The following is a 21,262-nucleotide window of genomic DNA, read 5'->3' as shown; positions in this document are numbered from 1 at the left end:
GGACACCCGCCGTACGGCGGGTGCCCCGGGTCAACGGGCCGTGTGCCGGGCCAGGACGCGGTCCGCCAGAATCCCGGCGGCGCCCAGATAGCCCGAGGGCTCCAGCAGGTCCTTCGGCGCCCCGGGACCGGTGAACAGCCCGGCGGCCTCCGGTACGGCGGCCAGCCGCTCGGCGAACGGAGTGCCGGGGCCGTCCTCCGCCGCAGCCGCAGCCGCAGCCGCAGCCGCAGCCGCCTCCGCCGACAGCCGGGCCAGCAGCTTCTTGGCCGCCGCCTTGCCCAGGGCCGGGGCGAGCAGGGCGTTGAGCCGCTCCGCGACGAGCTCGCCCTCGCCCGGCTCCAGGTTGGCGCGCATCCGGTCCGGGAACACCACGAGCCCGGCGGCCAGTTCGGCCGCGCTGTCGGCGGCGCCCGCGGTCAGCCGCAGACACTCCCGCAGCGGCTGCCACTCGGCGTGCCAGCCGCCCGCCGAGCGCTCGTCCTCGGACACCAGCGCCTGGGTGAGCACCAGCGCGAGCGGCGGCACCTGGCGGGCGGCCGAGGCGATCAGGGTGGCGAGGACCGGGTTGCGCTTCTGCGGCATGGCCGAGGAGGCGCCCCGGCCCTCGCCGGACGGCTCGGCCACCTCCGCCACCTCCGTACGGGCCATCCCCTGTACGTCGACGGCGAGTTTGCCCAGCGCGCCCGAGGTGAAGGAGAGCACCGCGCCCAGGTCGGCGAACGGCGTGCGCAGCGCGTGCCAGGGCACCGAGGGGGCGGTCAGACCGAGCCGCCGGGCGAACGGCCCGACCAGCTCGGTGCCCCGGCCGGGCAGCCCGCCCTCGCCCGCCGACGGGGCGCCGACGGCGTACTCGTTGTAGGCGGCCAGGGTGCCCGCCGCCCCGCCGAGCTGGGCGGGCAGGCCGGTCGCCAGCACCGCCCGGATCCGGTCCGACGCGTCCAGCACCAGACTCAGCCAGCCCGCCGCCTTGAGGCCGAAGGTGACCGGCACGGCATGCTGCGTCAGCGTCCGGCCGGCCATCGGGGTGTCGCGGTGGAGCGCCACCAGCAGCGCCAGCGCGTCCGCCGTCCTGACCAGGGCGTCGTCCGTGTACCGCAGCGCCCGGGCGGCCACCAGGACGGTCGCCGTGTCCAGCACGTCCTGACTGGTGCAGCCGTGGTGCACATGCTCCGCCGCCTCGGGCGACAGCTCCGCCACCGCCCCGGTCAGCGCCCCGACGAGGCCGACGACGGGGTTCGCCGCACGGCGCGAACCGTGGGCGAGCGCCACCGGATCGATGCGGCCCGAGCGGGCGGCCGCCCTGATCGGACCGACCGAGGAGGCGGGGATGATCCCCAGCCCGGCCTGCGTCTCGGCCAGCGCGACCTCCACCTCCAGCATGGCCTCCAGATAGGCGCGGTCGGACACCAGCGGCTCCACGCCGCCCCCCGCCCAGACCGGGGAGAGCAGACCCACGTCGTGCCGGTCGCCGGTCATGAGGCTCCTTGGGCGGTGGGAGTGGGGACGGCCGCCGGCGGGCAGCTGGTGGGCAGCCAGGGCAGCGGGATGTGGCGGCGCAGCGGGACGTCACGGCGGGCGGGGGCGCCGGCGGCGGAACGGTCCGCCGCCGCCAGGCAGCGGCGTGCGATGGCGTCGCTGTCACTGAGGATGACCGAGTTGACGCCCGGCCGGACGCCCGCCGCCGTCACCCAGTGCACGGCCTCCGTGGGCACGCCGAAGGCGAACCTGCGCGGATGCGCGCGGTGGGCGTGGTCGAGCAGGTGGTACGGCCTGCGGGAGACGGCCACCCCGCCGGTCTCGTGGAACCCGCCGTCGCCGTCCGGGATGCGGTACGGCGCACACTGCCCCGCGCGCAGCAGCCCGCGCAGCAGCGGGTCGGTGGTGGTGCGCACGTCGGGTTCGCTCAGCCGCGCCTCGATCAGCGCCGAGACCCGTATCCCGGAGGCGGGACCCCCGGCCGACCGGAGGACGAACCCGTCGCTCTCCGGCTCCGGTTCGGCCCGCAGCCCGGGCAGGCACATCCGTACGACGCCGGCCTCGACGAGGGCGATCAGCTCCTCGATGCGCCGGGCCGGCGGACCGATCGAGAGGTACGCGTTGAGGGGCGTGTACCAGGCCCGGAGCTCGTCACGGTACGAACGGCCGCTGATGCCGCCGTGGTCGACCACCAGCCGGATCTCGTTCCGCAGATCGCGCAGCACGTCCAGGGCCGCCTTCAGCGGACTGCTCACATTGCCCTTCAGCGCCTCGGACACATCGTCCCGCAGATGGCCGAGCAGCCACCCCTGGAAGACCCACCGGTCGGTGAACTTCCGGTCGCCGTACGGTCGTTCGATCAGCGGCCAGCTCCAGCGCCGCTCCGCCGGGACGCCGTAACGGTCCAGCAGGGCGGACTCCTCGGCCCCCTCGGGGCCGCCCCGGGCCACGAACTCCGCGCAGAACACCGCCCCGGCCGCCGCGTCGCCCCCCTCGGCGAGGAGGGCCCGGTAGTACACCGCGCGCACCTCCCGCGACACCAGCGGCCAGACGTGGTCGAGGAAGGACAGGGTCCCGGTGGTCCGGTGCCGTTCGCGCAGCTCCTCGATGGCCGCCGGGGTCAGGAAGAGCGGCTCGTGCCGCCCGGAGACGCCCTTCTCGTTCTCCCCGCGCGCGTGGTACGGAATGCCGCGCCGCGACCCCGCGTACAGCACCGGCTCCTGCCCCGACGGGCGGTACACCAGGGACCGGCCGTCCCGCTCGAACACCCCTCCGCGCCCGCTGGTCAGCAGCGCGACGATGTCGAAGAAGGTCAGCCCCATCCCCAGCAGCCCGGTCGGCCGGCCCGCCCCGATACCGGCGAAGTCGACGTCGGCCGGGTTGGCCGGCGGGAAGTAGAGGAGCCCGTGGCGCCGCGCGTACCGGCCGAACTCCCGCTCGCGCGGCGTGTGTTCCACCGGTACGTGGCCCTGGGCCAGGACCACCGCGTCCAGCTCGGCGATCTCGCCGCCCCGGTCCAGCGTGACCACCTGCGAACTCCGGCCGCCCGGTGCGTCGCGCAACGCCACGGCCGTGGCGTGATGCACCGTGATGGTGAGGTTGGGCGGAGCCCCGTCGATCAGCCGGTCGAGGACCCACATCAGGTAGTGCCCGTACAGGCGGCGCGTGGGATAGGCGTCGGGGCCCAGCGCCGCCGCCTCCCGGCGCACATCGGCCGGGAGACCGCCCGATCCCAGCTCCTCCAGCAGGGTCGCCCACTGGTGCAGGCTGGGTCCGGGCACGACCGGCCCCGCGCACACGACGGACTCGTCGCAGAACAGCGTGATCTGCGACGCCACCGTGTTCATCAGCAGCTCGGCCCGCTGGCCGGTGCGCCACACCTGCCCGCCGCTCGGGAACGGATCGATCAGATGCACGGCGTACCGGCGCTCCCGCAGGTACGGCAGCCCGGCGTTGGCACAGAGCCGCTCCACCACCGAGATGCCACGGGGACCCGCGCCGATCACACAGATGCGGGTGACACCCTCCTCGGCCGGCGTCCGGGCCGGCGCCGGACTCCCGGACCTCCGGCCCTTGTCCACGCCATGGCCGGTGAACGGCCTTCCGCTGTCATTCGCCATGACACTCCTCGGGCCCCGGGCCGTACACGGAGAACAATCGGACTACCCGCGGACGCTATGCGTATCGGGACCGCGCCGCATCACGCCAACGCGGGATATCGGCGACCCGCGGGCCGACTTCGGGCGTCCGGGAATTCTCGGAACGCCGACGCCCTACATCACGTGTATCCGTGATCCGGTACGCATCGCCGATGTGTAGAAATGAATTCGCGCAACGTCATGTGCCCCGATCATCCGGTGCGAGGACATATGCCAGCAGCGATCCAGAAGTTCGGCGGGAGTTCCTTGGCGACTCCCGAGAAGATCCGCCAGGTCGCGGAGGTCGTCGCCCGTTCCCATTCCGCGGAGCGGGGTTCGGTGGTCGTCGTCTCCGCCCGTGGCGAGGAGACCGACGTCCTGCTGTCGGCGGCCGCGGAGCTCGGTGCCGCGCCGCCGCCCCGGGAGCTCGACCAACTGCTCGCCACGGGGGAGAACGCCGCAGCCGCGCTGCTCGCCGTCGCCCTGCACGACCGGGGGCTGCCCGCCGTCTCCCTGACCGGGCCGCAGGCGGGCATCCGCGTGAGCGGTACGCACGGCGCGGGGATGATCTCCGCGATCGACACGAGCCGCCTGCGCGCCGAACTGGGGCGCGGACGGATCGTCGTGGTCTCCGGCTTCCAGGGCGGCGACGGGAGAGGAGAGGTGATCACACTCGGCCGCGGCGGTTCGGACACCACCGCGGTGGCGCTGGCCGCCGTGCTCGGGGCCCGCGCCTGCGAGATCCACACGGACGTTCCGGGGATCTACACCGCCGACCCCCGGGTCGTACCCGAAGCCCGTGTGCTGCCCACCGTCGACGCGGCGGTCATGGCCGAAATGGCCTTCGCCGGCGCACGGGTGATGCATTCGCGTGCGGTGGAACTGGCCGCGTCCCATGACCTGGACGTGGTGGTACGCGGCACGTTCTCGGCAGAACCCGGAACCACCATCCTCGGACGGAGCGCCGACATGCTCGAAACACAGGGACCCGTCACCGCCGTCGCGCACGACATGAACATCGCGATGGCCCTCACCCGCTCGGACCACGCACGCGACGGTCTCGCGGCGGACATCCTCACCGAACTGGCACGGTCCGCCGTACCCATCGACCTGCTCTCCTTCGGCGCCCCGGACGGTCCCGGCTTCCGCATGGGCTTCGCCCTGCCCGGAAGCCGGCTGCCCGCCGCGCGGGAGGCCCTCGACCGGATCAGCGCCCGACTGGGCTGTGCGACGGAGGTGGACGAGAAGGTCGGCAAGGTCTCGCTGGTGGGGGTGGGCCTGCTGAACCGGCCCGACTGCACCGCCCGGCTCCTCGCCGTCCTGGCCCGGCTGGGCACCACCGCGAGCTGGGTCTCCTCGACCAACCTGCGGGTCTCGGTGATCATCCCCCTGGACCGGGTGCCGGACGCGGTCAACGCGCTGCACCAGGAGTTCGGCCTCGGCCGCGACGACCTCGAAGCGCAGACGCTGGTCACGGCATGACCGGGGACGAGCGCAGAAGGAGCACCCCCATGACGCTCAACGGCTCGTTCGGCGCGCGCCTGCGCGCCCGCAAGCTCTACCGCAACTCACCCGACCGTCTGCTGGTGGTTCCGCTGGACCACTCCGTCACCGACGGGCCCATCGCCACCGCGGCGGGCCTGAACCACCTGGTGGGGCGGCTCTCCGACAACGGGGTCGACGCGATCGTGCTGCACAAGGGCACCCTGCGCCGGCTCGACCCGGAGCCCTTCACCCGGACCTCGCTGATCGTGCACCTCAGCGTGAGCACCATGCACGCGCCCGACCCCGACGCCAAGTACCTGGTCAGCGACGTCGAGAACGCCCTGCGCCTGGGTGCCGACGCCGTCAGCGTCCATGTGAACGTGGGCTCCGCCGGCGAGGCCGCCCAGGTGGCCGACATGGCCGCCGTCGCCGACGCCTGCGACCGGTGGAACATCCCGCTGCTGGCGATGATGTACCCGCGCGGCCCCGAGATCAGCGACCCCCGGGACCTCGTGCTCGTCAAGCACGTCGCCACCCTCGCCGCCGACCTGGGCGCGGACCTGGTCAAGGTGCCCTGCCCCCGTACGGTGACCGACCTGGCCGACGTCGTGAGCGCCTGCCCGGTGCCCGTCCTGGTGGCCGGCGGACAGGTCGCCGGCACCACCGAGGAACTCCTCGACGCGGTGGGCGGCATCCTCGACACCGGCGTCGGCGGGCTCGCCATGGGACGCAACATCTTCCAGGCCGACGACCCGGGCAAACGCGCCCGTCAGGTGGCCGACCTGGTCCACGCCCCACCGCTCCGGTACGGCCCGGCCGGCACTCCCGGCCCCGCCCCGCACCGGCTGCCCTGAGCCGGGGCCCGGTGCGCCGGGCCCACCCCGACCACCGCGTCACCACCCGACCACCGCGTCACCACCCGACCACCGCGTCACCACCTCGCTCCAACCGGATCCCATCGAGGAAGAGGACCATGAAGCTCTGCTGGCTCGATCTGCGCAAGAAGAACGACCTCACCCCCGCCGTCCTGGAGGAGGCGGTGCACCAGCGGCTGGACGGCGTGGTGGCGTCCTCCGTCGCGGACCTGGCGGACCTCCCGCCGACCGTGAAGAAGGTGCTCTTCCCCGACGGCCCGGAACTCCCCGAGGACTTCGGCCAGGCCGACATCGTGATCGTCACGCCGGAGAAGCACGGCGAGCCCGCGGTCCTGGCCGCGCGCCACCCCGGTGTGGAGTTCGGCCGGTACGTGGAGATCGTGGACGCCGCGACCCTGGAGGTGGCCTGCCAGGCCGCCGCCACGGAGCGCTGGAGCCTCCTGTGGTTCCGCGACCCCACGAAGATCCCGCTGGAGATCGTCATCGCGGCGGGGAAGGCCGCCAAGGGCACCGGCAGCCTCATCACCGTCGCCCAGGACGTCGAGGAGGCCGAGATCATCTTCGGGGTGCTGGAACTCGGCTCCGACGGAGTGATGCTGGCCCCGGCGAAGGTCGGCGACGCGACCGCCCTCAAGGCCTCGGCCGTCTCCCGCACCCCCGACCTCGACATGGTCGAGCTCACCATCACGGCCACCTCGCACATCGGCATGGGGGAGCGGGCCTGCGTCGACACCGTCACGCACTTCCGCCAGGACGAGGGCATCCTGGTGGGCTCGCACTCCAAGGGCATGATCCTCTGCGTCAGCGAGACCCACCCGCTGCCCTACATGCCCACCCGGCCCTTCCGCGTCAACGCCGGGGCCATCCACTCCTACACGCTGTCCAAGAACTCCCGCACCCACTACCTCAGCGAACTCACCGCCGGCAGCAAGGTGCTCGCCGTCGACGTCAAGGGTCAGACCCGGGTCGTCGCCGTCGGCCGCGTCAAGATCGAGAGCCGCCCGCTGCTCTCGGTCGACGCGGTGGCGGCCGACGGGACCACGGTCAACCTGATCCTCCAGGACGACTGGCACGTCCGGGTGCTGGGCCCCGGCGGCGTCGTGCACAACAGCACCGAACTGAAGCCCGGCGACGTCGTCCTCGGCTACCTGCCCACCGCCGACCGGCACGTCGGCTACCCGATCGACGAGTTCTGCCTGGAGAAGTAGTCCCGGCCGACCGCGGAAGGCCCGGTGCCCGGGGAACCGATCGGTTCCCCGGGCACCGGGCCTTCGTCGTGGACGCGTCCGCTACATGGGCACGGCCACGATCACGCTCGTGGGCGCCCGGGTCGGCCGGGTCTCCTTGTGCCGGAACCCGGACCGCTCGAACAGATCGACGTACTCCGCCTCGGTCCGCACGTGCCCGGTCAGCAGCGTCAGCATCACGATGTCCTCGAACTTGCCGAAGTGCGGGGTGTCGCCCTCCGGCGGCACCTCGTCGATGATGATCAGCTGACCCGAATCACCCATCGCCCGGCGGATGTTGCGCAGGATGCGGACGGCGTCGTCGTCGTCCCAGTCATGGATCGTCCAGGACAGCACATAGGTGTCGCCGCCCTCCGGGACCGACTCCAGGAAGTTCCCGCCGACACACTCCGCCCGGTCCGAGACCCCGAGCCCCGCGAGGACCGCCTCCGCGTCCGGCACCACCCTCGGCAGGTCGTGGACGACCGCCGTCATCTCCGGGTAGCGCTGGAGCAGCGAGCCCACCAGCCGCCCGTGCCCGCCGCCGACGTCCACCAGCCGGCGTACGTCCGACAGGTCGTAGGCGTCCAGCGTGCTGGAGTTGACCATCACCGACATGCTGCTCATCGCACTGTTGAACAGCGAGGCCAGCTCCGGGTGCTGGGAGAAGTACGTCCACCAGTCCATGCCGTGCAGGTGGTTGAAGGCGGGCTTGCCGGTGCGCAGGCTGTGCCCCAGCGCGCCGAAGGAGTTCTGCCGCATCGGCAGCCCCACGTACCGCGCCAGGTCCCGCATCGAGCCCGGTACGTCGCTGCGCAGGGTGGCCGCCAGCGGGGTGAGGGCGAAGGAGCGCGGCTCCACCTCCGTGAAGACCCCGACGCTCGCCAGCGCCCGCAGCCCCCGGTAGAGCGCGCCCGGGTGGGCGCCGGTCCGCTCCGCGATGTCGTCGACATGGCGCACCTCGTCACCGATGGCGTCGGCGACCCCCAGATCCGCCACGGCGATGATCAGCTGGCTCACCAGGGAGCTGTAGAGCATCTCGTACATGCGGACCGGCGGCGGGACGTCTCCGGCGGGCTCCGGGCTGAACTCGTAAAGGGTCATGTGCTGCTCTCCTCGGCGCCCGGCGCGGGCCGGACGAGTACGTCGGCGAAGTGTTCGCGCAGGCTGCGCTTGAGGACCTTGCCCGTGGCCCCGGTCGGGAAGTGCTCCGGCTCGGTGGCGACGACCGCCGCGCTCAGGGCGGTGAGCCCCCGGGCGCGCAGGACGTCGTTGAGCGAGCCCAGGAGGTCGGCCGGAGCCTTCGCCCCGGGCTTCAGCAGGACCGTGGCGAACGGGACCTGCTTGCCGAGCGGCGGGGGCGCGTCGACCGCGACGACCGCGCAGTCGGCCACCTCGGGGCGGCCCAGCAGGATCGCCTCCTCGATCGGCAGGCTGTAGACCGGCCCTTCGGCGGTGTCGATGACGTCGGGCACCCGGTCCAGATGGAAGAACCGGCCGCGCCGGTCCCGGTAGACGACGTCCCCGGTCAGCCAGAAGCCCGAGACGGACGACTTTCCCGTCAGCTCGGTGTTGCCCCAGTAACCCGGCGTGCGGGTCGGCGAGATGACGCCGAGCCGGCCCGCCCGGCCGGGGCCCAGCTGCCGGCCGTCCGCGTCGAGCACGGTGGCGCGTTCCACCACCTTGACCGGCTTGCCGACGCACCGGTCGTAGTCCTGCCGCTCCGGCTCGCTGACCTTGCGGAACAGCGCCATGCCCATCTCGGAGGAGCCGAGCCCGTCGATGAACCGGGAGCCGGCGCGCGAGGTGCCCCGCCGGCCGGGCCGTCTGCCGTGCCGGATGAGGGCCTTGATGTGCGCCTCGTGCGCGGAGTCGCCCGTGTTGATCCAGGTGTGGACGGCCCCGACCGCCGACGGCGACAGGTCGAGCCCGGCCAGTTCCGCGTACGTCTGGGGGAAGGCGACCACCAGGGTCGGCCGGAACCACCCGGCCGCGTCGTGCACCGCCTCGCCCGAGGAGTCCGCCATGACCAGGGTCGGCAGCCCCAGCAGGGTGGCCGTCATCAGATAGCTGATGCCCGCCGAGTGGGTCTGCGGCAGGGCGGACAGCATCCTGTTGGCGCCCGCGTCCGGGAAGCTCACCAGACGGTGCCGCTTGCCCCGGAAGAACTGCCGGTGGCCGAAGGTGACGGCCTTCGGCGGCCCGGTCGTGCCGGAGGTGTGGCACAGCATCACGAGGTCGTCCTCGCCGTGCCGGTAGGGGAAGACGCCGGGCAGCGAGGGCCGGGCGGTCCGGCTGCGGGGGAAGGAGCGGAGGTCCTTCTCGAAGGCCAGGTTCTTCGGCAGTCCGCCCGACTCGCGGAGCCGGTCGATCCCCCCGGCCGTGCCGACCAGGCCGTAGACCCCGATCCGGCCCAGGTACTCGGCGGCCACGGCCGGCTTCATCCGGCCGTTGACCAGTGCGGCGATGGCGCCCAGCGAGCTCAGCGCCAGGAAGTGCAGAAAGGCGTCGATGCCCTCGCCGGCGTAGACGCCGACCGGGTCGCCCTTGCGTACGCCGGCCTCGTGGTACCAGGAGGCGTACGCATCACGTATCTCCGTCAGCCGGTCGAGACTCAGACGCTCCAGACCGTCCTCCTCCGTTCCCTCCGCGTGCTGCGCGAGGAGGAAGGGGGCCGATGGGTCGGGGCTGACGGCACGGGCATGATCGAGGAAGCTGCCCACCCCGAGGGTGGGTTCGGCCAGGAGCCGGAGCCTGGCACGCAGCGGCATCCGTGCCGCCGGCGCGAGGCCCATGCTGATGACGCCGGAATTCTGGCGCATGCGTTCCTTCCTGGGAGAAGGTGCGATGGAGCCTGGAAGAGGTGCGGGGGAGCCCCGGAGCAGTGCCGGGGAGCCCGGGAGCCGTGCGGGGGCCCGGGAGCGGGGCGAGGTGTCCCCGCCCGCCGCCGCCCGCGCGAAGGCGCGCGACGGCGGGCGGAGCGGCCGGATCAGCCCTCGTAGACCGTCAGCTCGTAACCGTCGGGGTCCTTGAACTGGAACTCCCGGCCGCAGAATCCGTCGCACGGCGGCTTCGTGATGGTCACGCCGTGGTCCGCCACCGTCTTGGCCAGACCGTCCGGGTCCTTCGCCTTGATCCACAGGACGACGCCCCAGCCGAGCTCCGTCACGGAGTCCAGGTCCACGGTGGCCTGGCGCAGGGCGATCTTGATGGGCTCCGTCTCCAGCACGGCGGCGGTGGGGACCTTGGACTCCGTCTCCTTGAAGCCGACCACCTCCGTGTAGAAGCGCCGGGCCCGTTCGACGTCACGGACCTGAAGGGTGAGGAAGTTGGGTCCGATCGCGTTCGTCATGAAGTGCCTCTCTGCCGTTGCTTCACCAACCCTTGGACGGCTCAAGTGTGTTGGGGCACGGGATACGCGGCATCACGTGTTCTCGTGAACTCCGCGGAGGCCATCGGATCAGCCGGATCCGGCCGGCGGGATCTCCTCGTGGGTCAGCACCTGCCGGGTCAGCTCGACCCGGCTGGTCACGCCGAGCTTGGTGAAGCTGTGCCGCAGATGGCTGTCCACGGTGTGCGGCGAGAGGAACAGCTTCTCCGCCACCTCCCGGTTGGTCAGCCCCTGCGCCACCAGCCGCACGACGCGCAGCTCGGACGGGGTCAGCTGGTCCCACCGGGCCCGGGGCCCCTCGACCGGGTCCAGGTCCCGGTCCCGCCCCCGGGTCCGGCGCCGCACGGCCAGGGAGCGCAGGGTCTTGCGTACGCGCAGGGCGTCGCCGCGGGCGCCGTGGTTCGTGTAGCGCGTCAGCGCCTCGTCGAGCAGACCGATCGCCGTGCTCCGGGCGCCCGCGTCGTTCTCCGCCAGCGCCAGGTCTTCGGTGGCCGCGGCGAGCGAGAGCGGCCGGGGCCCGGACCGGTACGCCGACACGGCGGCGCGCAGCCGGTCCACGTCGTTGCACAGGACGCCCTCGGCGTGCGCGGCGGCGGCGACCGCCGAGGCCACCGTGGGATTGCGGGTGGCGACCAGGCGGGCCGCCTCGGCGACGGCCGTGGCGCGTTCGGAGTCCCCGGCGCTCATCGCCGTACGGACCAGGCAGGCGCCCGCGTGCGGTTCCCGGGTCAGCAGCAGGGGCCGCTTCGGGACACCGGAGTAGACGCGGGAGAGGGTGTCGAGTGCGGATTCCCGGTCGTTCTCCGCGCTGTGCAGCAGAGCCGTCACCCAGGACAGCTCCTCCAGCGCCGCACCGCTCGCGGCCGCCGACAGCCGGGACGCGTGGTCGACATGGCGGTTGGCCTCGGTCAGCTCGTTGCGGTGGACCGCCACCCGGATGCGCAGCGCGAGCGGTCCGACGGCGAGGGACGGGGCGGCGAGCCGCTCGCAGATGCGCACCGCCTCGACGGCGTCCTCGTCGGCGTCGTCGAGCCGCCCGGCCGCCAGCTTCAACTGCGCGCGGTGGTAGTGCCACATGGGCCGCACCCAGGGCAGCGCCACATGGTCGGAGGGATCGCACCGCTCGGCGAGGATCTCCCCGGCCTGGTCGAACTCGTCCGAGGCGGTCAGCGCGATCGCCAGCCACAGTTGGTGGTGGGCCCGGTTCGTCCGGTCTCCGTGGTCGCGGGCGATCCGTAGCGCCGCACGGGCGTGCGCGACCATCTGCCCGTGGAGGCCCTGCACCTGGGCGGCCGAGTACCGCAGCGTCGTCCGGTACATCAGCTCCGCGTACGGGGCGGACGGGGCGGACGGGGCGGACGGCGGCGCGGTGGAAGCGGCGGTCCTCCTGGCGGCCAGGGCGAGCTGCCCGGCCGGCGGCACGAACCGGGCCTCCTGGTGCGGGGCGGCCGGGGTGAGGCCGTCGCCGTCGCCCCGCCGGCCGAGCATCAGGTGTTCGAGGAAGGTGGGCGCCGACCGGCCCTCACGCCACAGGGTGGCGGCGGCCTCCCGGTGCAGGGCGGTCCGGGTGGGCTCGGAGAGCCGGTCGTACAGGGTCTCGCGGACGAGCGGGTGACGGAAGGAGAGGCAGGGCCCCTCGTCCTCCAGTACCGATGCGGCGATCAGCTCGCCGATCAGCGGCAGCAGTTCCACCGGATTGCGGCCCAGCAGCCCGGCCGCCTCGTGGATGGAGAACCGCGGCCCCAGCACGGCCACGGCATCCAGAATGCGCAGGCATTCGTGGGAGAGCCCACGCAGGTGATGGACGACGGCCTGACGGAATGCGGGTGCGGGCTCGGCGTCGAGGAGCACGGCGACACCGTCCTGAACGCAAATTCTCCCGTCGGACAGTGATGTGACGAGAAGTTCGTTGAGGAGAAAGGGATTTCCATTGACGCGCGCCACCAACGCGAGAACATCGTCGTCGGGGCAGGCGCCGAGCAGTTCCGCGGTGATTTCCGCGACGGCTTCGGGAGAGAGCGATTCCAACCGGTGGCGTGCGGCCCCTTCCCGGATGAGCCAGTCGATGGTCTCCTGGGCATGACCGGGTGTACGTGACGCGCCGCGGGCGAGTATCCACAGGACCGGCAGCGAGGCCGAGGCGTCGATCAGATTCCGCAGGGCGTCCGCGGTGAGATCGTCCACGAGATGTGCGTCGTCCAGGGCGACGAGCAGCGGCCGGAGCCGGGTGGTGCGCCGGAGGTATTCGACGATGCGGTCGACCGGAGCGAGCGGGTCGAAGGTCTGACGGTCGGTGAGGAGGGCGTAGTCCCGCGCGGGGAGATTCTCCCGGAGCACGCGGCGCAGTGTGCTGAACGGGGCTCCTGTGTCCAGTGGTACCGCCGTGCCGGCGACGAGGCCGAAGCCCGAGGCCTCCCCGTGCATCCCGGCCAGGCGCAGCAGTTCGCTCTTCCCGGTCCCTGCGGCGCCTTCGACGACGAGGCAACTGCCGCCCCCGGGCGCCGTTCGCCCGAGGGCCTGCCGTATCTCGTAGAGGATGATCTCTCTGCCCGGAAACGCGGGCGCGGTGGATTTCACATCGTTGCCCATCAACATCCGTAACCTCAACAGATCAAGTCACTGAATTACTTCCGGCCTCCTGTCCGAGACGGCTCGGTGGCAGGTCCCACGTGCGGCTGGGCGGCTGGGCGGGAAGAGTGTGATTGGTGCGGTGCGAATTGCTGGAAGTGAGTTTGCCCGGGGAGCTGGGGGGATCTACCCCATGCGCGGATTCCCAATCTGGCTGAAATGTTCTTGTCACGAGTCAGTGGCCTGTTGTCGGGATACCGGTGTGTGGTTGTCGCAATTTCGCTTCTCGCACGTCTGTATCCAGGCCCCCGCGTTGGGGCGGGGGCCTGGATGGGCGGCTGCGATGACCGCGGCGGGCGGGCTCAGGCTTCCAGGAGCCTCAGCCCCACCACTCCGGCGATGATCGCCACGACGCAGGCCAGTCGGGCCGCGGACGCGGCCTCGCCCTGGACGATGCCGGCGGTGACGACCCCCGCCGCACCGATGCCGACCCAGACCGCGTAGCCCGTGCCGACCGGCACTTCACGCAGGGCGAAGGTCAGCAGCACGAAGCTCAGCATGGAGAAGGAGACGCCGATGACGCTGGGCCAGAGCTTGGTGAAGCCGTTCGATTCCTTCAGGGCCAGGGCCCATACGATCTCCAGGAGACCGGCCGCCGTCAGGATCACCCACGCCATCGCTCCTCCCCTCGTCCGTGTCGCCGGTTCGTCGGCGGTCATGGCGACGCACCGTCGCTTCCTCTTCGTCGCCGTCCGGCGACCCGGTCACGGTCAGGCGGTGTAGCCACCGTCGACCGCCAGTGAGGTGCCGGTGATCCACTGAGCGTCCGGGCCGGCGAGGAAGGCCACGGCCTTCGCGGTGTCGGCCCCCGCGCCCAGAACCTTCGCCGCGGTCCTCAGGCGCTCCTCCTCGGCCTCGTCCGTACCGTCCGGGTTCATGTCGGTGACGGTGGGCCCGGGGTCCACGATGTTCGCGGTGATCCCCTTGGACGCCACGTCGTGCGCCAGGCCCTTGGTGAAGCCGATCAGCGCCGACTTGCTCATGGCGTACAGCGTCACGTCCGGCACCGGCACGCGGTTGGCCCAGCAGCTGCCGATGCTGATGATGCGGCCGCCGTGTCCCAGGTGAGGGATGGCCGCCTGGGTGGCCAGGAAGACGGCGCGCACGTGGACGGCCAGCGTGCGGTCGATCTCCTCCAGCGTCACGCCCTCGATCGGGCCGTAGGGGAAGATCCCGGCGTTGTTCACCAGGATGTCGAGCCGGCCGAGCTCCGCCGCGGCCTGCTCGACGGACCGGACGACGGCCGTCGGGTCCGCGCTGTCGGCCTGGATGGCCAGGCCCTTGCGTCCGAGCGCCTCGATCGCCTTGACGACTTCCTGGGCCTTGTCGGCCGCGCTCACATACGTCAGGGCGACGTCCGCGCCCTCCTCCGCCAGTCGGAGGGCGGTCGCGGCACCGATGCCGCGACTTCCTCCGGTCACCAGTGCCACCTTGCCCGCAAGCTGAGGCATCTCGCTCCATTCACGCTAAGGTATATATCTAGGTCGGACGATCCAGAAATACTAAACAGGCAGGATGGTCGGGGGTCAACCCTTGTCCGAGGAGGCAGACATGGCCGAAAGAGGCCGACCGCGCGCGTTCGACCGCGCCGCAGCGCTGCGACGCGCGATGGAGACGTTCTGGGAGTTCGGGTACGAGGGCACGAAGCTCACGGATCTGACCGCCGCCATGGGCATCAACTCCGCCAGCCTGTACAACACATTTGGCTCGAAAGAGCAGTTGTTCCGTGAGGCCGTCTCGCTCTACGACCGCACCGCGGGCTCGGCGACCAACCGCGCACTGCGCGAGGCGCCGACGGCGCGGGCCGCGGTGGAGGCCATGCTGCGCGGCAACATCGACACCTTCACCGACCCGGGAACGCCCAGCGGCTGCATGATCGTGCTGTCGGCCACGAACTGTTCGCACCAGAACAGGAAGGTCGCCGAGCACCTTGCCTGGTGGCGGCGGACCTCGGTCTCGGAGCTGGAGAAGCGGCTGGAGCGGGCCGTCGAGGAGGGGGAGTTGGCACCGGGGACGGACGTCCGCTCGATCGCAGCCTTCTACGCGACCATCCTGCACGGGCTGTCGATAGAGGCCCGGGACGGCGTGTCCCTGGAACGGCTCCGCTCCACGGTGGACCACGCCGTGACCCTGTGGGACTCCCTGGTACGACAGCCGGCCGGACAGCACTGAGGGGGCGCCCGGCGGACATCAGGGCCGGGCGCCCCCTGCGCGTCGAGAGGGGTCACTTGCAGGCGGCTGACCCCTCGACCGCCTTGGTGAAGGCGACGAGCAGTTTCTCGATGGCGTCCGGGTCGTCGACGCCGGTGTCGCGAGTCTCGACCACCGCGTAGAGGTCCTGTTCCGGGTGTTCCGACACCTTGCAGGCGGAATCGGTCTTGCCGACGCCGGCTCTCCCGGTGTGGACGAAGCGGAGGTCGTCCGACAACACTCCGTCGTTCGTGTGGGAGTACCCCTGCGCGACCCCTGCCGCGTTGTCTCCGTCTCCCCACCAGGCCTGGGCGAGGCTCAGGGCCTCCTTGCCGTCCACGGACAGGTTGCAGCGGACCGTTCCGCCGTTCGGTTTCGTGGTGGCCATGGTGAGGGAGTCGCCGCCGGGCAGCGCGGCCTTCACCAGTACGGGGTCCATGGTGATCCCGCACAGGGAAGTGGGCACGGTGTACGCCTTCTTGGGCGGTTCGTCGCCGGAGCATCCCGCCAGGGTGGAGGCGAGGGCGACGGCGGCCGACAGGGAGACGACCGCGCCGACGAATCGGTGACGCCGGAGAGATCCATGGGCAGACAACGCGAGAAGCCTTTCGAGGTAGAAGCGGGGGAGAGCGCGGCGCGCGCTGTCCCCAGCCATGCGATCAGATGTCCGTTTTCATGTGAGGGGACATGTGCAGGGTGTTCACGCCCGCGGCGCGGAACCCGGCCTGGGCCGCCACACGCGCCTTCTCGTCGATGCTGGCGTCCATCAGGTCGTCACGGCCGTGTGCCTTCGCCGCAGCCTCGACCGCCATCTCGGTGTACTCCGAATTCTTCTCGTTGCCGCTCTCCCAGAGCTCGCCCATGACGGGGCCGGCGTCGTCCTTGGCCTTCCCCTCGGCGTCCTTGAAGAGGGATTCGAGGATCATGCTGCTTGCCGTCGACGCCGCGCCGCCGGCCACCGCGCCGCCTACCGGGCTGGCGATGAAGGATGTGCCGACGCCGATACCCGTACCGATGCCCCCGGAGACGGCGTTCTTCCACTGACCCACGGACTGCTCGTACTTCTTGTCCTTTTCCTCGGCCTCGCCGGCGACCGCTTCCTGGCGACCGATGGCCAAGGTGCCGGACACCTCGCCCGACCCTTGGGCGATCTGCTCGACGGTGAACTGCAGGTCCTTCGAATAGACCTTGTCCGCCGGCAGGTCCGGGTTCAGGTGGTAGTCCATGAGGTTCGCCATGTACTGCTTGTTGGCCACCTCCACGGCCGCGTACCCCTCGGGGTTCTGTCCCACAGTCAGCAACAGGGCGTTCACATCACGGTGGTTGAGCGTGGCGGAGCTTCCGGCGACGGGGAACAGGTTGTCCGTCTCCTCATCGGAGTCGTTCGTCATGGCCCGGTTGATGTCCGGCAGGTACTCCGAGGTGATCTGCCCGATGCTGTCGGTCATGTAGTTGTGCTTGGTGAGCCGTTCGTTGTCGTCCGCGACGGAGGACACGAGCGACTCGAAAAGCTTGGTCTGCCCCTCGTTGTGGGCCGGAGTGTCCACTGTCGGCAACTCGCCCGCCGGGTGCCCGGTCGTGGCGGCTTCCAAGGCGAGGGCGAGAGTGTTGCGGCCGGTGTTGTCGTCGTCGCCCTTGAAGTTGGTCTCCTGCGGCCACTCCCGCTCCTCGAAGAGGTACTGGAAGTTGGAGAGCGGGATCTGCCCGTTCTTGCCGTTGCCGTCCGTATCGCGCTCGAAGGGGGAGTCCTCCTTCGAGACGTACTCCTGGTTGAAGAAGTCGGTGGCCGCGTCCGGGCTGTTGGACAGCCCCTTGAGGTATCCGGTCAGCGGGTCGTCGCCGCTGTCCTCGCCGATCCGGTTGAGCCACGGGTCCGGCCCCAGGTGCTGCCACGCCATGTTCTCGTGCTCGCCGTTGCCGGTGAGCTTGCGTTCCGTCTCCATGAGCTTGTTGCCGTAGCTCTTGAGGAACTGGTCGTCGTAGTCGCCGGTCCGCATCAGGTTGCTCATGACCTGGAAGCCCATGGGGCCGCCGCCGTCCCGGCCGATGGGCTGCTCGCCCAGCTTGATCATGTTGCCCTTCCAGCTCGTCATGTCGGCGGAGTCGCTCTGGGTGGCGGCGGCGAGCGTGAGGCCGAGATTACGCTGGAGGTCGTCGAGCTTGTCGAGCCGTTCGCTGCCCACGTGCGGGTTCACAGCCGGGTCGTTGATGCCCTGCCAGAACTCGAGGGTCTTCTTGGGCCCGAGCTGCGTGGCGAACCGCTCGGCGAACAGCGGATCGTTCTTGTACTTGTCCAGACCGTTATTGATCTTGTCGAAGTCGGCGGGCGTGAGGTCCTCGGGGTTCTTCGCCGCGATCTTGGCGAGGTCCTCGGCCGCCTGGACGGCCTCGACCGCGGAGTCACGGTCCTTGTAGGAGGCGTCCGAGAAGCCCATCGTGGACTGGTTGGCAATCGCGGTCAGTACCTTGCTCGCCGAGGTGTCGCTCTCGGTGGCCTTCTTGAGAATCCCCTGTACTTCGTCGCGCAGCGCGGTGACATCGCTCTGGTCGTGCTCCGGGACGGAGGTGCCCTTCGCCGCTCGATCCGGGTGGATGTTCATCGTGACGGTGAAACCACCGCCGCCGTTGTCGACGACGGTCAGATTCTTCTTGGCTCCGCGGCTGATGGCCTCCTCGACGTCCTTCTTGTGCTGCCGCAGCTCGTCGCGGGTGTCGGTGAGGATCTTGCTGATGGTGTTGGCCTGGGTGTGGGCGTCGGCGAACTCACCGGCGGTCTTGCCGACGAACTCCTTGGTGACCTGGGCGTTCAGGCCGGCCCAGTCGGCCGAGTTGGCGGCCTTGCGCAACCCGTCCTCGGCCTGTTTCTTCAGTTGCGCGAGGTTGCGTACGAGCAGGCCCCAGTCGGAGACGGCTTCGTCGAGCGTCGCGAAGTTGCCGAAGCGCAGCGCGTCGAGATCCATGAGTGGTCGATTCTCCCTGTACGTCTTGGTCGCGCTGCTACTTCTTCTGCTCGTACGCCGGGTTCTTCTGCCCCGGCTCGCCGACCCGCTCGTCGAATCCGGCGTCCAGGGCGTCGATGCTGCTCATCTGCCGCTGGATGTAGTGGTCGTCGCCGGCGTGCACCTTCTTGGTGACCTGCATGTGGTTGGCGATATGGGCACACGCGTCCATGAGCGACTTCAGCTGCTCGTCCCACCGCTTCGACACGTGCTTGAGCCCGCCGCCCAGCGCGAAGCCCTGGCCGCTCAGGTCGCCGGCCGCTTTGTCGCTGCTGGGAACGGCTACCCGGGCCTTGCCCCACAGCTCGTCGTAGAGTCCGTGTGCCTGGCTGCCGATCTTCACCAGATCGCCGTTGGTCACCTTGAGGTCACCGGTTTGCCCGGGCAGGGCCGCCGAGCCGCCGCCCCCGGGGTCGAGCTGGTTCAACTGCATCCCGGCGGGTTGCCGATGGACGGCGTCCGTCTTCAGCTGTTCCCACTCGTCCCATGCCATGGAAAACCCTTCCCCCGTGCGGCCGCTGCTTTTCGTCGCGGCTGATGAGCGCCTTTGCTTCAGGCCAAGCTAGCAACTCGACCAGGTGTTCAAACGGGGCGGAGCTCGATCCTCGGACAGTGGTTGTGACCATCTGGTGGAGACTTCGGGACCGGCGCCGTCCGATGTCCCGGGATCAAGTGGTTGGTCTGCTTTCGCGCTCTGCGGGGCCCGCCGGTACGCCCCCGGCGGGCCCCGCGAGCGGCCCGGGGGACTTCAGGCGGCCGGGTGCCGTGCCTCCGGCCGTCCGCCGAGCGGTGCCACGACGTCCGGCCGCTCGGGCGCGGGCCGTACCCGCGACCGGGGGCAGACGTGGAGCGCGGCCTCCTTGTGCGGCAGCCGCACCGTTCTCACCCAGGACATCCCGGCCCGCTCCATCACCCTGCGGCAGGCCAGATTGCGCACGTCGGGCTCGGCGGCGACGCGTTCCGCCCCGGGCGAGCACCGGAACAGCGTCCGCACCAGGTCCGACACGAACGCCGTGCCCAGCCCGCGCCCGGTCAACGCCCGGTCGACGATCGCCAGGTGGAAGCCCAGGTCGTGCCGGCTCCAGGGCTGGAAGGCGGCGATGTTGGAGTGCAGCGGCCGGTAGACCTCGACATAGGCGAACCGCCTGCCCTCGTACGTGATCAGGAACGGCCCGCCCTCCCGGCTCTCGTGCAGCCGGCGCAGCTCGTCGCTCCAGCGCTCCGGGGGCCAGGCCTGGTGCCAGGTCTCCGCCAGATACTCCTGGCCCATCCAGCGGGACAGCAGGCGGCCTTCCTCGGCGGTGCCGCTGAGCGGACGGGCGGCCCAGGGTGTGGGCAGATCCAGTCGGTCGGCGATCACATGTTTCCTCTCTCCTGAACGTGTGCGCGCTCCCTCGGCCTCCGTGCCGACCAGCCTTGATCAAGCGGAAGGACGCCGTCAAGAAAGCGGCCGAATCAGGTGCATAGGGGGGCGGAAAGCCGTCCGTGCGGCGATTTTCCCCGCGCGTTTCCGGCCGTACCGCGAGAGGAGGGCGGGGGCGGTCCCGGGGCGGCGGCAGTCGCGCGGCGGGCGCGGCTACCATCCCGTGTGACCGAAAAGACCGAACCGCCAGGCCGCCGCACCCCCATATTCGCCGACCTCACCCCGCTGCGGCTCTCGCCCGACTACCGGCGGCTCTGGTTCGGGAACACCGTCTCCTGGATCGGCCAGGGCATGACGTCGCTGGCGGTCTCGCTCCAGGTCTACGACATCACCGGGTCCGCGTTCTCCGTGGGGCTCATCGGGTTCTGCTCACTCGTGCCGCTGGTCGTCTTCGGGCTCTACGGCGGGGCCGTCGCGGACACCGTCGACCGGCGCAAGCTCGGCCTGTTCAGCGCCGCCGGGTCCTTTGTCCTGTCCGTCGTCCTGGTGGCTGCGACGGTCGCGGGCATCGAACGGGTCGGGCTGCTGTACGCGGTCGTCGCCCTCCAGGCCGTCTGCTTCGCCCTCAACGCACCGGCCCGCTCCTCGATGATCGCCCGGCTGCTGCCGGCCGAGCAACTGCCCGCCGCCAACGCGCTGAACTCCATCACCAGCACGACGGGCATGCTCGTCGGGCCGATGCTGGGCGGTCTGATCGTCGGCTGGTGGGGCTACCGCTCCGCGTACACCGTGGACGCCGTCTGCTTCACCGCCTCCCTGTACGCCATGTGGCGGCTGCCCTCGATGCTGCCCGACCGGCAGGACGGCGCCACGGACAAGCGGGCCTCCGTCCTGGACGGGCTGCGCTTCCTCGGGACCCGGCCGAACCTGCGGATGACCTTCTTCACCGACCTGTGCGCGATGGTCCTCGCTCATCCCCGCGCCCTCTTCCCGGTCATCGCCGTCCTCTGGTACGGGGGCGACGCGCGGACCACCGGCATGCTCGTCGCCGCCCCGGCCCTCGGCGCGCTGCTCGGCGGAGTGTTCTCCGGCTGGCTCGGCCGGATCCGGCGGCACGGGCTCGCGATCCTGCTGGCCGTCGGCTCCTGGGGCGTCGCCATCGCCGTCTTCGGGCTCACCCGCAACCTCTGGCTCGGACTGCTGTTCCTGGCGATCGCCGGCTGCGCGGACACCATCTCCATGGTCTTCCGCAACACGATGCTCCAGGCGGCCGTGCCCGACGAGATGCGCGGCCGGCTCCAGGGCGTCTTCATCGTCGTCGTGGCGGGCGGCCCCCGCCTCGGGGACTTCCTGGCGGGCTCGGTGGCCGACCTCGCCACCCCCGCCGTCGCCGTCACCGGCGGCGGCGTCCTCTGCGTGACCGGTGTGGCCCTGCTCGCGCTGAAGTGGCGCGCCTTCGCCCGCTACGACGCCCACGACCCGCAGCCGTAG

General features: G+C 71.1%; 17 protein-coding genes. 5 read left to right on the top strand and 12 right to left on the bottom strand.

From position 1 onward, the window contains the following. Positions 1-30: 30 nt before the first annotated feature. Entirely contained in the window at positions 31-1,476 is a 1,446-nt protein-coding gene (gene pcaB / locus IE272_RS03300) for a 3-carboxy-cis,cis-muconate cycloisomerase (RefSeq protein WP_190006214.1), read from the bottom strand. Then, complete coding sequence (locus IE272_RS03295) at positions 1,473-3,596, bottom strand: FAD/NAD(P)-binding protein (RefSeq protein ID WP_229897189.1); 2,124 nt, start codon at positions 3,594-3,596, stop codon at positions 1,473-1,475. Before IE272_RS03295 ends, pcaB begins: the two co-directional genes overlap by 4 nt. Positions 3,597-3,845: 249 nt before the next feature. On the opposite strand from IE272_RS03295, the gene IE272_RS03290 reads away from it, so the two are divergent. The 3 genes from IE272_RS03290 (at position 3,846) to IE272_RS03280 (ending at position 7,182) form a co-directional block, all read left to right on the top strand. Next, a complete protein-coding gene (locus IE272_RS03290; protein ID WP_056706765.1) occupies positions 3,846-5,096 on the top strand; it encodes an aspartate kinase in 1,251 nt (416 codons plus the stop codon). Between the two features lie 29 nt (positions 5,097-5,125). Continuing rightward, entirely contained in the window at positions 5,126-5,953 is an 828-nt protein-coding gene (locus IE272_RS03285; RefSeq protein WP_050361354.1) for a 2-amino-3,7-dideoxy-D-threo-hept-6-ulosonate synthase, read from the top strand. 119 nt (positions 5,954-6,072) lie between these two features. Further along, complete coding sequence (locus IE272_RS03280) at positions 6,073-7,182, top strand: 3-dehydroquinate synthase II (protein WP_007449449.1); 1,110 nt, start codon at positions 6,073-6,075, stop codon at positions 7,180-7,182. A gap of 81 nt (positions 7,183-7,263) precedes the next feature. Here the strand turns inward: IE272_RS03280 and IE272_RS03275 are convergent, their stop codons facing one another. From IE272_RS03275 to IE272_RS03250, 6 genes are all read right to left on the bottom strand, one after another. Then, on the bottom strand, positions 7,264-8,304 hold the full coding sequence (locus tag IE272_RS03275; RefSeq protein ID WP_050361353.1) for a methyltransferase: 1,041 nt from the start codon (positions 8,302-8,304) through the stop codon (positions 7,264-7,266). Beyond that, positions 8,301-10,022, bottom strand: a complete 1,722-nt coding sequence (locus tag IE272_RS03270) for a class I adenylate-forming enzyme family protein (RefSeq protein WP_050361352.1) — start codon at positions 10,020-10,022, stop codon at positions 8,301-8,303. The genes IE272_RS03275 and IE272_RS03270 overlap by 4 nt, the downstream gene beginning before the upstream one ends. A 167-nt stretch (positions 10,023-10,189) precedes the next feature. After that, positions 10,190-10,552, bottom strand: coding sequence for a VOC family protein (locus IE272_RS03265; RefSeq protein ID WP_007449445.1), 363 nt, complete (start codon positions 10,550-10,552; stop codon positions 10,190-10,192). A gap of 108 nt (positions 10,553-10,660) precedes the next feature. Further along, complete coding sequence (locus IE272_RS03260; RefSeq protein ID WP_190006213.1) at positions 10,661-13,180, bottom strand: helix-turn-helix transcriptional regulator; 2,520 nt, start codon at positions 13,178-13,180, stop codon at positions 10,661-10,663. Positions 13,181-13,521: 341 nt separating this feature from the next. Further along, the gene (locus tag IE272_RS03255; protein ID WP_032791178.1) at positions 13,522-13,836 is read right to left on the bottom strand and encodes a DMT family transporter; all 315 of its coding nucleotides are present in this window, start codon (positions 13,834-13,836) and stop codon (positions 13,522-13,524) included. A gap of 93 nt (positions 13,837-13,929) precedes the next feature. After that, positions 13,930-14,670: an SDR family NAD(P)-dependent oxidoreductase gene (locus IE272_RS03250; RefSeq protein WP_032791177.1), complete on the bottom strand. Its 741-nt coding sequence runs from the start codon at positions 14,668-14,670 to the stop codon at positions 13,930-13,932. A gap of 100 nt (positions 14,671-14,770) precedes the next feature. On the opposite strand from IE272_RS03250, the gene IE272_RS03245 reads away from it, so the two are divergent. Beyond that, positions 14,771-15,391 (top strand): TetR/AcrR family transcriptional regulator, encoded by a 621-nt coding sequence (locus IE272_RS03245; RefSeq protein WP_047176446.1) that lies wholly within the window; start codon positions 14,771-14,773, stop codon positions 15,389-15,391. Between the two features lie 52 nt (positions 15,392-15,443). Here the strand turns inward: IE272_RS03245 and IE272_RS03240 are convergent, their stop codons facing one another. From IE272_RS03240 to IE272_RS03225, 4 genes are all read right to left on the bottom strand, one after another. Beyond that, complete coding sequence (locus tag IE272_RS03240; protein ID WP_056707556.1) at positions 15,444-16,004, bottom strand: hypothetical protein; 561 nt, start codon at positions 16,002-16,004, stop codon at positions 15,444-15,446. 64 nt (positions 16,005-16,068) lie between these two features. Next, the gene (locus IE272_RS03235; protein WP_098892420.1) at positions 16,069-18,369 is read right to left on the bottom strand and encodes a hypothetical protein; all 2,301 of its coding nucleotides are present in this window, start codon (positions 18,367-18,369) and stop codon (positions 16,069-16,071) included. Between the two features lie 37 nt (positions 18,370-18,406). After that, positions 18,407-18,901: a hypothetical protein gene (locus tag IE272_RS03230; RefSeq protein ID WP_007449429.1), complete on the bottom strand. Its 495-nt coding sequence runs from the start codon at positions 18,899-18,901 to the stop codon at positions 18,407-18,409. 255 nt (positions 18,902-19,156) lie between these two features. Further along, entirely contained in the window at positions 19,157-19,768 is a 612-nt protein-coding gene (locus tag IE272_RS03225) for a GNAT family N-acetyltransferase (RefSeq protein ID WP_050361350.1), read from the bottom strand. A 228-nt stretch (positions 19,769-19,996) separates the two neighbouring features. Here IE272_RS03225 and IE272_RS03220 point away from each other — a divergent pair, with 228 nt between their 5' ends. After that, positions 19,997-21,262 (top strand): MFS transporter, encoded by a 1,266-nt coding sequence (locus IE272_RS03220; protein WP_050361349.1) that lies wholly within the window; start codon positions 19,997-19,999, stop codon positions 21,260-21,262.

Origin of the sequence: Streptomyces anulatus (assembly GCF_014650675.1) — a bacterium.
GTDB classification, from domain to species: domain Bacteria; phylum Actinomycetota; class Actinomycetes; order Streptomycetales; family Streptomycetaceae; genus Streptomyces; species Streptomyces anulatus.
The sequence above is the reverse complement of the archived record's forward strand: the minus strand, read 5'-3'. Positions and strand labels throughout refer to the sequence as shown.

Bases quoted from the DNA above. Each gene is read 5' to 3' on its own strand.
- IE272_RS03280 (WP_007449449.1), top strand. From the start codon at position 6,073: ATGAAGCTCTGCTGGCTCGATCTGCGCAAGAAGAACGACCTCACCCCC.
- IE272_RS03250 (WP_032791177.1), bottom strand. From the start codon at position 14,670: ATGCCTCAGCTTGCGGGCAAGGTGGCACTGGTGACCGGAGGAAGTCGC.
- IE272_RS03285 (WP_050361354.1), top strand. From the start codon at position 5,126: ATGACGCTCAACGGCTCGTTCGGCGCGCGCCTGCGCGCCCGCAAGCTC.
- IE272_RS03270 (WP_050361352.1), bottom strand. From the start codon at position 10,022: ATGCGCCAGAATTCCGGCGTCATCAGCATGGGCCTCGCGCCGGCGGCA.
- IE272_RS03290 (WP_056706765.1), top strand. From the start codon at position 3,846: ATGCCAGCAGCGATCCAGAAGTTCGGCGGGAGTTCCTTGGCGACTCCC.
- IE272_RS03255 (WP_032791178.1), bottom strand. From the start codon at position 13,836: ATGGCGTGGGTGATCCTGACGGCGGCCGGTCTCCTGGAGATCGTATGG.
- IE272_RS03265 (WP_007449445.1), bottom strand. From the start codon at position 10,552: ATGACGAACGCGATCGGACCCAACTTCCTCACCCTTCAGGTCCGTGAC.
- IE272_RS03235 (WP_098892420.1), bottom strand. From the start codon at position 18,369: ATGGATCTCGACGCGCTGCGCTTCGGCAACTTCGCGACGCTCGACGAA.
- IE272_RS03260 (WP_190006213.1), bottom strand. From the start codon at position 13,180: ATGGGCAACGATGTGAAATCCACCGCGCCCGCGTTTCCGGGCAGAGAG.
- IE272_RS03245 (WP_047176446.1), top strand. From the start codon at position 14,771: ATGGCCGAAAGAGGCCGACCGCGCGCGTTCGACCGCGCCGCAGCGCTG.
- IE272_RS03295 (WP_229897189.1), bottom strand. From the start codon at position 3,596: ATGGCGAATGACAGCGGAAGGCCGTTCACCGGCCATGGCGTGGACAAG.
- IE272_RS03275 (WP_050361353.1), bottom strand. From the start codon at position 8,304: ATGACCCTTTACGAGTTCAGCCCGGAGCCCGCCGGAGACGTCCCGCCG.
- IE272_RS03230 (WP_007449429.1), bottom strand. From the start codon at position 18,901: ATGGCATGGGACGAGTGGGAACAGCTGAAGACGGACGCCGTCCATCGG.
- pcaB (WP_190006214.1), bottom strand. From the start codon at position 1,476: ATGACCGGCGACCGGCACGACGTGGGTCTGCTCTCCCCGGTCTGGGCG.